This is a genomic window from Colwellia sp. 1_MG-2023, assembly GCF_030546755.1.
GTDB lineage: Bacteria > Pseudomonadota > Gammaproteobacteria > Enterobacterales > Alteromonadaceae > Thalassotalea_H.
On record NZ_JAUOPE010000012.1, the window covers coordinates 52,463 to 66,112 of the forward strand.

The 13,650-nt window shown below is 37.4% G+C and carries 10 protein-coding genes and 1 riboswitch; of the genes, 5 read left to right on the forward strand and 5 right to left on the reverse strand.

Annotated elements, in window-relative coordinates; genetic code table 11:
- Positions 1-221: 221 nt before the first annotated feature.
- The gene (locus tag Q4493_RS13700; protein WP_303453672.1) at positions 222-923 is read left to right on the forward strand and encodes an aspartate/glutamate racemase family protein; all 702 of its coding nucleotides are present in this window, start codon (positions 222-224) and stop codon (positions 921-923) included.
- Positions 924-1,119: 196 nt separating this feature from the next.
- A riboswitch (cyclic di-GMP riboswitch) is annotated at positions 1,120-1,204 on the forward strand.
- An 84-nt stretch (positions 1,205-1,288) separates the two neighbouring features.
- Positions 1,289-1,633 carry a DUF3718 domain-containing protein gene (locus Q4493_RS13705; RefSeq protein WP_303453674.1) on the forward strand — a complete coding sequence of 115 codons (345 nt, stop codon included), beginning with the start codon at positions 1,289-1,291 and terminating at the stop codon, positions 1,631-1,633.
- A gap of 105 nt (positions 1,634-1,738) precedes the next feature.
- Here the strand turns inward: Q4493_RS13705 and Q4493_RS13710 are convergent, their stop codons facing one another.
- From Q4493_RS13710 to fdhD, 3 genes are all read right to left on the reverse strand, one after another.
- A complete protein-coding gene (locus Q4493_RS13710) occupies positions 1,739-2,329 on the reverse strand; it encodes an AAA family ATPase (protein WP_303453676.1) in 591 nt (196 codons plus the stop codon).
- A 66-nt stretch (positions 2,330-2,395) separates the two neighbouring features.
- Positions 2,396-4,750, reverse strand: coding sequence for an FdhF/YdeP family oxidoreductase (locus Q4493_RS13715; protein WP_303453678.1), 2,355 nt, complete (start codon positions 4,748-4,750; stop codon positions 2,396-2,398).
- A 2-nt stretch (positions 4,751-4,752) separates the two neighbouring features.
- Positions 4,753-5,700 (reverse strand): formate dehydrogenase accessory sulfurtransferase FdhD, encoded by a 948-nt coding sequence (gene fdhD / locus Q4493_RS13720; protein WP_303453680.1) that lies wholly within the window; start codon positions 5,698-5,700, stop codon positions 4,753-4,755.
- A gap of 429 nt (positions 5,701-6,129) precedes the next feature.
- Between fdhD and Q4493_RS13725 the strand changes: the two genes are divergently transcribed.
- From Q4493_RS13725 to Q4493_RS13735, 3 genes are read left to right on the forward strand one after another with little or no spacing between them, the layout of a single operon-like run.
- The gene (locus Q4493_RS13725) at positions 6,130-9,276 is read left to right on the forward strand and encodes an efflux RND transporter permease subunit (RefSeq protein ID WP_303453682.1); all 3,147 of its coding nucleotides are present in this window, start codon (positions 6,130-6,132) and stop codon (positions 9,274-9,276) included.
- A gap of 32 nt (positions 9,277-9,308) precedes the next feature.
- The gene (locus tag Q4493_RS13730) at positions 9,309-10,430 is read left to right on the forward strand and encodes an efflux RND transporter periplasmic adaptor subunit (protein WP_303453684.1); all 1,122 of its coding nucleotides are present in this window, start codon (positions 9,309-9,311) and stop codon (positions 10,428-10,430) included.
- Positions 10,431-10,442: 12 nt separating this feature from the next.
- On the forward strand, positions 10,443-11,189 hold the full coding sequence (locus Q4493_RS13735; RefSeq protein WP_303453686.1) for a DUF3750 domain-containing protein: 747 nt from the start codon (positions 10,443-10,445) through the stop codon (positions 11,187-11,189).
- Between the two features lie 22 nt (positions 11,190-11,211).
- Here Q4493_RS13735 and Q4493_RS13740 read toward each other — a convergent pair whose 3' ends face one another.
- Entirely contained in the window at positions 11,212-12,495 is a 1,284-nt protein-coding gene (locus Q4493_RS13740; protein ID WP_303453688.1) for a GGDEF domain-containing protein, read from the reverse strand.
- Between the two features lie 35 nt (positions 12,496-12,530).
- Positions 12,531-13,472 carry an ABC transporter substrate-binding protein gene (locus Q4493_RS13745; RefSeq protein ID WP_303453691.1) on the reverse strand — a complete coding sequence of 314 codons (942 nt, stop codon included), beginning with the start codon at positions 13,470-13,472 and terminating at the stop codon, positions 12,531-12,533.
- Between the last annotated feature and the right edge of the window lie 178 nt (positions 13,473-13,650).

Consider the following 13,650-nt stretch of genomic DNA (forward strand, 5'->3'; position numbering starts at 1 on the left):
TATATCCCAATATCATCCGATGACCTTAATCATCTCATCATCTTACTCATGGTATGAGATGTTTATGGTGGGATATCAAGTGATATTGTGCGAAACTTCATGCAAGAAACATCTTTAGATATTGAATCTAAGAAGCAGCTTTGTTCATTGTGCATCAAAAAGTTATTATCAATGAATTCATTTAAAATTAGAGTAATTACCAAGGCTTAAAATGAGGGAATATGAAAACAATAGGTTTACTTGGAGGTATGAGCTGGGAAAGTTCACTCGGTTATTATCGGACAATTAATCAAGGAATTAAAACTGCTTTAGGTGGTTTACACTCTGCGAAAATAGCGATGGTGAGTGTGGATTTTCAGCCGATAGAACAATTGCAACACAGTGGTGATTGGCAAAAAACGGCTGAAACTTTAGTCAACTCAGCTAAACAAGTGCAGGCGGCAGGCGCAGATTGCCTGTTAATTTGTACCAATACTATGCATAAAGTAGCCCCTCAAATTGCAAGCTCCATCGATATCCCATTATTGCATATTGCGGATGCGACAGCTGAAGTTATTGTTAATAAAGGCTTTTCTACGGTAGGCTTGCTAGGGACTGCATTTACCATGGAGCAAGACTTTTATAAGAACAGATTAACCGAAAACTATGGTATTAAGGTTCTTATTCCTAACGAACAAGATCGAGTCATTATTCATGATGTGATTTACCAAGAGCTTTGTTTAGGTAAAGTTAATGCTGCATCGAAAAATGAATATTTAAGAATCATGAAAGCGTTATCACAACAAGGCGCACAAGCGATTATTCTTGGTTGTACTGAAATTGGTATGTTAGTTGAACAGTCAGATATACCAATCCCTTTATTAGATACGACGATTATTCATGCTAATAAAGCCATTGATTTTGCCTTAAGTGACGAAATATAAACGATTCAGTTTGCATAAGATGAAGCATAATTGCTAATGAGTAAATGTGAAGTCATGTTTATTCTTAATGAAAAAATAGTGTTAAGTCCTAAATACAATAGAAATACACGGTGAAAGACAAAGGAGTTACAAAAGAGATACAAAATTTTATTGGATTTTAGTTGCCTCGCTCATTTTATTCTGTACAATGCGCCGCAGCTAGAAACGGCAAGATACTTGAAAGGGTATTACGCAAAACTACCGGTCTAAGGACAATAGTCTAAGACAGCGGAGTTACCAAGGCAAACCTCTTTGTTAAGGTGGCATGTAAACCGGTATTAACGTTTCTTATATTTGAACTGTTTAATATTATTTAAGGGTATTTCATGAAATCTATTATCGCAGCGATAACATTCGCAACATTATCTCTTTCTTACACACCACAAGCTGAAGCTTCTAATATTGCACAAAACCTTTGTGATTATGTCAATGTTGATAATAAGTCTAAATTACGTTCTTACTTAAAAAGCAATAAGTTAAAAATTCGTAATGTATTTGATAGTATTTCTTGTAATGGACAAAACTTATTAGAATTTGCTGCGGCAAAAAACTCAACGGAAACAGGTTCGATGATCATTGGTAAATTATCGAAAAAAGTTGTTTCAAGTAACTTAGCTTCTATAGCCTCAACTGAGTTAGCATTAATTGCGGAAAAACGTGTAAGCAGTTAATCGCACCAAACAAAGAAAAGCAGTAAAATGAAACAAGACGAATAAGTAATTATTCGTCTTTTTTGTTTGTCTCAATTTAAACAGTTAAATTGAGACAAACAGCTACTATTTATACGAAGCTATCACGTCTTCTACTGTGTTAATGCCAAACATCACTTTTTTAATAAATGATTCAGCACTATTAACTAAGTTGTAATTTGGATGCTGCGACCAAACTTGTTGAAGTTTATCGTCTAGCGCTATGGCTGCTTTTTCAGACTCATTTCGTATGGGATTGTTACTTTTAATACTTTCACCTGATTTAGCCGCAGTTTCAAAAAAGATCACCGCATCATATCGAGCAAATTCTTCTTCAATAGTCGTTTTCATCGTTTGAAAATAATCTTCATAAGAGCCCGGCCAATAAGCTAATCCATCTAAACTTCCTCTATCACATAAAATGATCGAATTTGGGTAAGTTGCTCGTTGAATATCTTCTAAGTGCTTTTGTAAATGATAAATTGCCGTTTGTTGGGTTTTTAATACATGGTCGTCGTTTGTACGGGCAATACCACCACTGAAAATCATTGTGGCAGCCTCAGGCACTGTCGTTATTTGTCCGCCAAATTCACGCCTGATCAAATCAAGTGCAGTGGTTTTACCACCGCCAGGTCCACCGGTAAGGACAATGCGTTTCTTAATTGATTGAATATCCATAAAAAGCTACTTTTTTTAACATAATGATAGTATTACTTAAATTAAAATTGATGATGTTATTTTAAATCAAACAATTCTTTGTGCTTTTGATTTTACAAGAAAAACCGCGATTGATTTAGACGTTGGGGTATAAGATCGATCGCCGACACTGTCTAATGGCACCAATGGATTTGTTTCTGGGTAATAAGCGGCTAAATTATCGCGTGGAATATCATAAAAACAAAGTTTGAATCCTTTTACGCAACGGCTTTGGTTATCATGCCAAATAGAGGTGATATCGACTAAATCGTTTTCTGCAAGCTTGAGTTTTCTGGCATCTTTTTCGTTGATAAACAACACGTTTCTTTCATTTGAAATGCCGCGATATCGGTCGTTCAATCCATATATAGTAGTATTGTATTGATCATGAGAACGAAGCGATTGTAAGGTAAATATCTTTTGATTTTTATCCGCCGTTTGCTGGTTACTAATGACATGGATACTTTCAGGCAAAGCTTGGTAGGAAAATAATGCCTTATTATCTGGGTTTCGCCATTCAAGCTGAGCTGCGGGGTTTCCTAAGTAAAAACCACCGGGTTGGGTGATTTGTTGATTAAATCCTGAAAACTCACTGAGGGTTTGAGCGATTAATTCTCGAATTTTTGCATAGTCATCTGCTAACCCTAACCAATCTATATTTGTTTTATTATCGTGAAGCTTTTTGCTATTTAACGTGCTTTCGGCAATATGAGCGACAATACTGGTTTCAGATTTCAAGTTCGTTGAAATAGGTGGCACGTTCCCTTGAGAAGCATGCACCATACTAAAGGTATCTTCTACGGTGATCTGTTGCTCGCCAGATTGTTGCATGTCAATTTCAGTGCGGCCAAGGCAAGGTAAAATCAACGCATCTTGACCGATTAATAAATGACTGCGGTTTAATTTAGTACTAATTTGTACATTTAAAGCCGTATTTTTAAGTGCTGCATGGGTTTGCTGAGTATCGGGAGCGGCAGCGGCAATATTTCCACCTAAGCAAATCAACACCTTACTACGTTTTTCAAGCAGGGCATTAATAGCATGATAAACATTATGACCTTTTTCAAAGGGTAATGGCTGATTGACCAAAGTTGACATGGCTTCAATAAACACTTTTGATGGTTTTTCATTAATGCCCATGGTTCGATTACCTTGCACATTTGAATGGCCACGAACCGGGCAAAGTCCGGCGCCTTTTTTACCGATATTACCGCGAAGTAGTTGCAAATTAACGATTTCTTGAATAGTAGCAACCGAGTGTTTATGTTGAGTGATGCCCATTGCCCAGGTACAAATAACGTTAGATGACTGTAGATATATCTCAGCGGCTTGCGTTATTTCTGCTTGTGTTAACCCTGATTGTTCAACAATTTTATCCCAAGGGGTTGATGTGACTGCTTGGCAATATTCATCAAAGTTTTTACAGTGTTGGGCAATAAAAGTCTCGTCCAACAAAGAAGGTTGGCCTTGTTTTAATGCTTCATTATTTTTCGCTAGAATAACTTTTACCATGCCTCGAATTGCCGCCATATCGCCACCTAGTTTCGGGGTGAAATATGCATGACTAATGGTTGTGGCCTTTGGCGTTAATAATTCAATGGGATCTTGTGGGCTGGCGAAACGTTCTAACGCTACTTCTTTCAAGTTATTAAAACTAACAATCTTACAACCATGTCTGGCAGCTTTTCGTAACGCATTCATCATGCGAGGGTGATTGGTCCCAGGATTTTGTCCAAAAACGAAAATAGCATCCGCATGGTCAAAGTCATCTAATACTACAGTACCTTTACCTACGCCAATCGCTTCATTTAAGGCGACACCGCTTGCTTCATGACACATGTTTGAACAATCAGGGAAGTTATTCGTGCCATACATACGGCCAAATAATTGATATAAAAATGACGCTTCGTTACTCGCACGGCCTGAGGTATAAAATTCTGCTTGATGGGGAGAGTCTAATTGATGTAAATGTTTGGCAATTAATGCAAAACTTTCTTGCCAGCTAATCGCTTGATAATGATCGCTTTCAGGATTGTAACGTAACGGTTGAGTTAGTCTTCCTTGATATTCTAACCAATAATCGCTTTGCTTCATTAATTCACTGACTGAATATCGCTGAAAAAATTCTTCATCAACAACTTTACTCGTTGATTCCCAAGCAATTGCTTTTGCCCCATTTTCGCAAAATTGTAGTAAGCCGTCTTTTTCGTCTCCCCACGCACAACCAGGACAGTCAAAACCTTTATTTTTATTCGCCTTTAAAAGGCTTTTTATATTGGTTTGTGGCTGTTGGCTTTGCATAATATGCTTTAAGGTTGAAGTTAACGACGATATTCCGCCTGCTTTTTTCGGCTTTTTATGTGTACTTGCTAACGGTTCATTTTGATGATTATTTTCTGACATAATTAACCCTTTGAAGATGGCAATACACGCCATTCACCATGGTAAAGATTGAATGATTCACTACTGGTAAAACCGATCAATGTTAAATCAAAACGTTTTGCCGCTAATATCGCTAAGTTAGATACAGCACCAACGGCAATTAAAACACCAATGCCCGCCATCACCGACTTTTGAACAATTTCAAAACTCACTCGACTGCTAACTACTATAGCCAATTGATTGTCTGAACGTTGAATGAACTGGTCTTGAAGGCAAGCACCTAATAGCTTGTCAACGGCATTATGTCGACCTATATCTTCTTTAAGCAATAGTAATTTTCCGTGTTCATTAAATAGCGCTGCTGCATGACTACCACCCGTTGTGTTAAATAGCTGCTGCTGAGCTTTCATGATACTGGGCCAATTGCCTAACGTATTAGCATTTAACCAATGTTTAGTTGTTGGCGATGGCGGCGGTGATTTTAGTTCAAGTGATTTTAATGAGGTAGTGCCACATAAACCGCAACTACTATAAGTCATTTGATAGCGTTCTAGACTAGAGAGATTAACTTTTATCCCTTTTGCTAATTTTACTTCCCAACTATTTTCTTGATTTAATCCTGATGTTGATTCAGTGACTTCGATAGCGATTGACTCAATATCATTGATATGACTGATGATCCCTTCAGATAACAATAACCCTAGAATTAATTGTTTATCTTCACCTGGGGTTCTCATGGTAATCGAAAAAATACGAGAGCAAGATTGAACAGCGTTGAGTGTTTGTTTAGCATTATTCTTTCGCTCAGTTTCTCTACTTTGTGGCGAATTATTTGATGTTAATGAAGCTTGCTGATAAAAACTAAGTTTGATTTGCAGAGGCTGTTCAGCAATTACTTGATCATGGCTAAGCTGTCTTTGCCCATGAATATAGGTAATTTTATTCGTTTGTTGACTCGAAAATTCTGGCATTCTTGTGTCTATTTTCAGTGCTGAGTTATTTATTGGTTATGGTTATTTAAGTGTTTATGCCTACTGATAATAAAAAACTTAGCGGTTACATGCTCGAACATTGTCAGTATACAAAGCCGAGCTTTATTATGAGCAATACTACCATAGTCAATTTGTTATTAGCATGATAAACCAGAAAACTTAGTTATAGTCTCTCGTCATAATGTTGCTTTTTATGTCCATTTCAAACGGGACTTTTGATAAAAATAAGCGAAAAGTAATGTATTGCAATATGTGTCTGAGTTTAACAAACAATTTCTAACCCGCTTTCTATCCTATTTTACGCTCCGTTTAACGTAAGCTTGCTTTATCTTCTGTAGTTACTCACTAATGATGAATTAATCAGCAATAACTTAACGCTAAAACAATATAAAAAGCTGCGGAGTCATTATGAAAATAACGTCAAGTGCATTAACTAGCCCAGCAGCCGTGGCTGTTGGGGTCGCTTTAATTTTGTTAGTGGGATTTATTAGTTTATTTAAATTGCCCGTACAGTTATTTCCAGATATTGAGCGTCCGCGTATTGCTGTGCAAACGTTTTGGCGAGCCGCTTCTCCGCAAGAAGTAGAATCAGAATTAATCGAACCCCAAGAGCAAGTATTGCGAGGAATTCCAGGGTTAACCGCGATGAATGCTTTTGCTAATCGTGGTAGTTCTTATATCAATCTAGAGTTTAATGTCGGCACAAACATGGATCAAACCTTGATTGAAGTGATCAGCCGCATGACACGCGTACCTAGTTTACCTCGTGATGCTCGACCACCTCGCATCATGTTGGGCGGTTTTGGTGGCGCTAACCCCGCGTTAACTTTTTTCTTTTTACAAGCATTGCCCGGTAACGATAAATCAATTGATGAATATATCGATTTTACCAATGACACTATCCGACCTCGCATTGAAGCGGTAGAAGGGGTCGCCAGCGTTCAAACCTTTACTCAACAGAACAGAGAAGAATTACAAATAAGGTTTGATCCAATAAAAGCGGCAGAATATGGCATTCAAATTCCACAGTTAATTTCTCTGGTTTCTGCAACCAATGATGTTTCTGGTGGTTTTGTAGATGTTGGGCGTCGTCAATACACCTTACGTTTTAATGGCAAATATAAAGTAGATGAACTTGAGAACCTGATTTTAGAGTCACGCAACGGTAGTAACATACGTCTTACTGATATAGCTAAGGTTGAATTAGCTCGTCCTGATAAACAAAATATTGCCGTACAAAATGGTAATCCAGCCTTTTCTTTAAGAATTGATCGAGCCAATGGCGCGAATGTTTTAGAAACGTTAAATCGGGTAAAAGCAGAAGTTGAAACGATAAACAGCGAAATACTAGCAGATAAACAACTGGTGATGGTGCAATCGTTTGATGCCTCGGTATTTATTTATCGCGCAATAAATTTAGTGACTAGCAATCTTTTTGTTGGTGTTGTTTTATCGTTAACAATACTGTGGTTTTTTATTCGTCGTATGCGCGCGACACTAATTATTGCTACAGCGATCCCCATTAGTTTACTCAGTACCTTTATTGTTCTTGAGATTACCGGTAGGTCACTCAATGTTATTTCATTAGCGGGCTTAGCATTTGCCGTTGGTATGGTGTTAGATGCGGCAATTGTAGTGTTGGAAAATATTCTGCGCATGCGCGATAAAGGGCTAGACAATCATCAAAGTTCTGAACAGGGGGCACAGCAAGTGTGGGGCGCATTACTTGCCTCTACCGCCACAACCGTGGCGATATTTCTGCCAGTTTTTTTCTTAAAAGATATTGAAGGGCAATTATTTGGTGACCTAGCGCTAACCATCGCTATTGCTGTTTCTGTATCATTAATTGTTGCTGTGGTGTTGCTGCCGGTGTTGGCTAAATACTTGTTAAAGCAACAAACCATTGAAGATCCTAACGCTAAGCTTTGGGCAAAGTTAACGGCAAAAGTGATGTCGTTAACCCAAACCCGTAAAAAACGTCTCAGCGTAGCGAGTGCTTTATTAATAATTCCAATGGCAGTTACCTATATTGCTATTCCGACATTAGATTATTTACCCCCTGTTAAGCGTGATGCCGTTGATGGCAATTTACAGTTTCCGCCCGGTGCAAATGTTCAAACCATAGAACGTGAAGTGGTTCAACCCATTGTTGAACGTTTAAAACCATATATGGACGGTACTAAAGAGCCGGCGCTAAAAAACTATTATCTTTTTAGCGGCCCTTTTGGCGGCAATATTGGAGTAAGAGCGAAAGATCAATCGAAAGTAAATGAATTATTAGACATAGTGCGAAATGAAGTATTAGTTGATTTACCAGACACTCAAGCATTTGCTTATCAAGGTAATTTATTTGGCGGCTTTGGCGGTGGTCGTCAAGTAAGAATGAATTTACAGTCGAAAGATACTAAAGCATTACAAAGTGCTGCCCGTCAGGGCGTTGAATGGGTAAAAACCGCTATACCTGAAGCGCGTGTGCAAGCTAATCCGAGTACAGAAGATGCTGAGCCTGAACTGCGTTTAACCCCTAATGATAGAAATATATTAGAGCAAGGTTGGGACCGTCGTAATTTAGGGCAGGTTGTTAGAACGTTAGGTGATGGCCTTTATGTCGGCGAGTATTTCAACGGTAGTAAACGTTTGAACATGATTTTACGTTCAGAAGGTTGGGATGATCCTGATAATTTAGCTGATGTTCCAGTTGTTACTGGAAATGGCTCGATCACTCAATTATCAGAGCTTGTTGATATTACTCGCACAGTAGGACCTTCACGTTTAACTCGCGTTGATGGTAACCGCACTATTAGTTTGAATATTAATCCACCAGAAGGTTGGTCGTTAGAACAAACGATTGCCGTTTTGAAAAAAGAAGTAGAGCCGAAACTAAAAGCGGCGTTACCTAGTGATGGCAATATTATTTATGGTGGCAGTGCAGATCAATTAGAGAAAGCGATTAGCTTAATGGCTGAAAACTTTGCTTTTGCTTTAGTGATTTTGTGCTTGTTAATGGCGGCATTATTTAAGTCGATTAAAGATAGTTTGCTCGTTGTTATCACCATTCCGTTAGCGACCGTTGGCGGTGTACTTGCCTTGCAGGCATTAAATATATTTGTTTTTCAACCGCTTGATTTATTAACCATGATTGGCTTTGTGATTTTATTGGGCTTAGTCGTAAATAACGCTATTTTATTGGTGCATCAAACACGATTAGGTCAGGCACAAGGCTTATTAAGAGTGGATGCAGTAGAACAAGCGCTCAGTTTACGATTACGTCCTATTTTTATGAGCACTTTAACCAGCTTTTTTGGCATGTTGCCATTATTGTTAATTCCAGGCGCAGGAAGTGTAATTTATCGAGGTTTAGCGGCGGTGATCGTCGGAGGCCTTGCAATGAGCACTTTATTTACCATTGTGCTATTACCTTGTTTATTACGCTTAAGTAAGCAAGATTTTATATTAAGTACGATATCAGAAAAAATAACGAAACAGCCGTTAGCAACACAATCAGTGACGAGCCAACAAGTAACTGCTCAACCTACTAACAATCAAATCAGTTAACTATTTAGCGATTAAATTATCAGGAGTTTATTATGGGATACATTCAGGTGAAAAATAAAATCCGCCAGTCATTGTTTACAAAAATAATGACTCAATCACTGATCACGATAAGCTTACTGAGTTATTCTGCTCAGGCTTTTTATTATCAGGACCACGAAGATAAAGGTCATTTAGTCAGCGTTGAACGGGCGAAAACTGAACAAGTGAATCCTACTATGTGGTTACCGGGTAATGTGATCAGTCGCAAAAATTCCCCTATCTCTGCTGAGCTAACGGGGCAATTACTATGGGTGGAAGATGTTGGCAAACAAGTAGCGAAAGGAGATGTGCTTGCCACTATTGATAATCGACATTTAACATTACAATTAGCGAGGCAGCAAGCGCAAGTAAAACAACATCAAGCTAATGTGAGTTACCTTAGTAAACAGAAAAAAAGACTGTCTAAACTAAATCAAAAAAACAACACCTCACTGAGTGAACTTGAACGGATTATCAAAGATTTAGCTATAGCTAAAAACGAAGTCGTAGCACTTGAAATGCAGGTTAAGCAAACGGAATTAGAGATTGAAAAGTCTTCTATAAAAGCACCATTTTCGGGTAATATTAGCCAACGTTTTGCTCATGTTGGCGAATTAATTACTTTAGGTCGACCGTTAGTTCAGCTGGTAGATACCAAACATTTAGACATTAAGGTATCAGCTCCTTTAGCGATTGCACAATTTATTCAAGCAGATGCACAAGTGTTAGTGAAATGGCAAGATAAACTAATTGAACTACCGGTTAGAACATGGAGTAAAGCAGGCGATCAACAATCGCGTACCTTTGAAGTCAGGTTAGCGGCTGATGATTTAAACTTAATTTCTGGTTCTGCGGTGTCAGTTTCTTTACCTAAACAAACGAGTAAACAAGCCACCATGGTACCTCGAGATGCACTTGTACTTCGTGAAAAGGAAACTTTTGTGTTAACCGTGAATGATGACAATCAAGCAAAGAAAGTGAATGTACTAGTAGGTCAAGGTGTCGGACGTTGGGTTTCAGTATTGGGTGCTTTAGATGCCGGTGATGAAGTGATCGTTAGAGGCGGTGAACGATTAAGTGATGGTCAAAAAGTAAGAAAAGATCAAACATTCACAGTAACAGCATCCACCAATTAATAGGTTTATTAAATGATAAAAACCACAGCTTTAAGTGGAGTAGTTTTTTTGCTCATTGTATTAGGCAACTTAACTAGTTGTACTCAAAATAAAATTGCTACGCGCGGCACATTAGCGCCTGATGCTAAGCAATTTAACAAAGGGATCATTCAAGTGTATGCCGCAAGAACTAAAGGGGTGAAACGAAGCGTTGCGGTACACACGTGGATAAGTACTAAAAGATCAAACGATGACCATTATACTAGCTATGAAATTATTGGCTGGAAACTTCGCCGCCATGATTCTGCTTTAGTGATAAGACATGACTTACCTGATCGAGATTGGTGGGGAAATCAACCTGAATTATTAGTGGATTATCGAGAAGCCGACGCAGATAACTTGATTAATAAAATTGAACATGCCGTAAAATCATATCCTTATAAAAGTGAATATCAAGCTTATCCTGGTCCTAATAGCAATACCTTTACCGCTATGATCGCTTCACAAGTCCCTGAACTAAGTTTAGATTTACCTTCAACTGCGATAGGCAAAGATTATAAAAGTATCGGTAATGCAATAGGCTTTTCTCCTAGTGGAACCGGTGTTCAGGCTTCACTTTTTGGCATGTTGGGAATAACCTTAGGATATGAAGAAGGGCTTGAGTTAAATGTGCTTGGACTCAATGTTGAGTTCGATATTTTTGACTTAGCTATTGAATTACCTGCTGTTGGTCGAATAGGGCCTGCTCAGGTCACGCGTACAAATGAGACTATTCAATAAGTGACAGAAAGGGGTAAATAAATCAGTGTAAATTGATATCTTGATATATTTCAATTCTATTACGGCCATTTTCTTTGGCGAAATACATAGCGCGATCAGCATCATTAATAAGCTCTTCAAAGCTTTTATGCTTTTCATTAAAGGTTGCAAGACCGATACTTAGGGTTATATGAATTTTTTGGTTTTTTACAGCTACACTATGATGCGCTAACGAGTCTTGAATTCGGCGTGCTGTTTCCAACCCTCCGTCAATATCACAATCGGGTAATATGATCACAAACTCTTCTCCACCATAACGACCTAAAAAATCAATTTCTCGAATTTCATTGCTGCAAACTTTGCATATATTTACCAAAACTTCATCACCAATTAAATGCCCATATTTATCATTAAATTCTTTGAAAAGATCACAGTCGAGTAGAATAATCGTTAAATTATTCTTTGAGCGTTGTGCCCGTGAAATCTCGATATGACCGCGTTCGAACAATGCTCTTCGGTTAGCAACTTTCGTTAATGAGTCGGTATTTGAAAGCTCTTCTAAGACATGGGTTCTTTCTTCTACCACTTGTTTCATCACTTCTAATGATACCGTTGATTTACTTAATTTTTCATTCATGGCATTAAAGGCATTAGCAATACTTTCAAACTCTTGTGACTGGTTTGATAACTTAATTTCTTCAAAGTGACCGCTGTGGTTAGCATGAAATGCGGCTTTAATTTCGGTCATCGATGTTCTAAAAATTTTGATTAAATGAAATGAGCCAAATGTGAGTAATATAAGACAAATCGCTAAGAGAGTGACAATAAAAGCGACCTCTTGTTTTAGTACTTGATGAATATTTTTTTGTGCGATAGTTGAGAGTTGTTCTGAATCAGAACGAATGGTTTCAAGTTGAATGATTAAACGTGTTTTTAAATGTTTTTTTGTTGCCTCACTGGCATTTAATAATTTGTTATTGTTAATTTTTTTAAATAATAATTGCACACTCAAATTTTGGCTATGAATACTATTTTTTAAGGTTTGTTCCTGAGGTGTTAGCGTAGGTGCTCGTTTAAGTAGGGTAATAAGTTCTCTTTGGGACTTGTGCCAATTTGATGCATTATAATTATCTTTGTATATGTCGCCACTCATAATTAACTGTTTGAGGATATTGGTATGAGTAACAAGATTTTGGGCGTAGTTTTCTTGTTTGATAGCAAGTTCAATAACATCTGACGAGCGAATGATACTCGCCACTAAAAGAATAAATAACGTACAACAACAGATTGTGAAGAAATATATTCGTTGGCTAAGACTCATCTTCATTCTAATATCCTTTTATCTTGAATCAATGTATCCGTCTAATAATTAATATTTACCGCACTAGGGTTAACTTGAAGTATTGCTCTGCTATCTACCAATTGTACAACATCGGGAGGCGTAATGTTAGATAGTTCATGTGATTCAGTAAGCCAAGTGGTTTGTGATTTTAAATTGAGTAGCAAAGATTGGTTTAATTCTAATTTAAAAATATAATCTGGCCACACCCAATTAATAAACTCAGCAGATACCCCTAACTCTTTGATGACTATTTCTTTAGCATCCTCAGGACGAGAGGCGATATAATTGATTGCTGTATTTAATCCTTGAATCACACATTTAGCTTTTTCTATGCTAGCTAAATCTGGCGTTAAAGAAATTAAGTTAAAACTTAAGGTATTTAAATTTTTAGTATCGTGAATGGTAATTTTATCGTCTAATATTTGGTGACTTTGAAAAGCAAACGGTTCCCAAGGTGTGATGGCATCAACGTCTTTATTCATTAAACCATTAATTAATTGCTCGGGCTCATAATCGATTAAATTGACATCTGCGATATCTAAGCCATCAATGGCTAATAATGTTCTTAAAAAATATTCACTGGAGGTTTGTTTGGTTACCCCAATGTTTTTGCCTTTTAAGTTAGCAACTTCTTTGATGTTATCTTCTGTTCTCGTAATGAGTTTTACATCGTTGTCAGATTGAACAAACATCGCATGGGTAACAAAGGTTTGCTGCGTTAAACTTTGAAACGCAATGACCGAATCTGAACTGGTAGCAAAGTCTACTTCCCCCAATAATACTTTGCTAAAGGCTGCTCTTCCTCCTATCACATGTTCAAAATCTACGGTTACGCATGATGAGTCAAAGGCATTAATAGACTGAGCTACATAAAAGGGCGCTGATAATGGCGTTTTAGACACTGCGATACTGACAGGATATTTTTCCGTTTGCCAAAAGTTATTCAAATTAACCGATAACAAAAGGACACTTGCTACTAACAGAAAGATCAGCACAAAGAATGGAATTAACTTTCTCTTCAAATTAAATCACTAAAAAATATGGTTTATTTGATTATAGAAAAGATTCTATTTTTTATCCGTAATATCACAGATATTTTCTTAAAATTATTTCTGAGTAACACTATGAACATTTTTTATC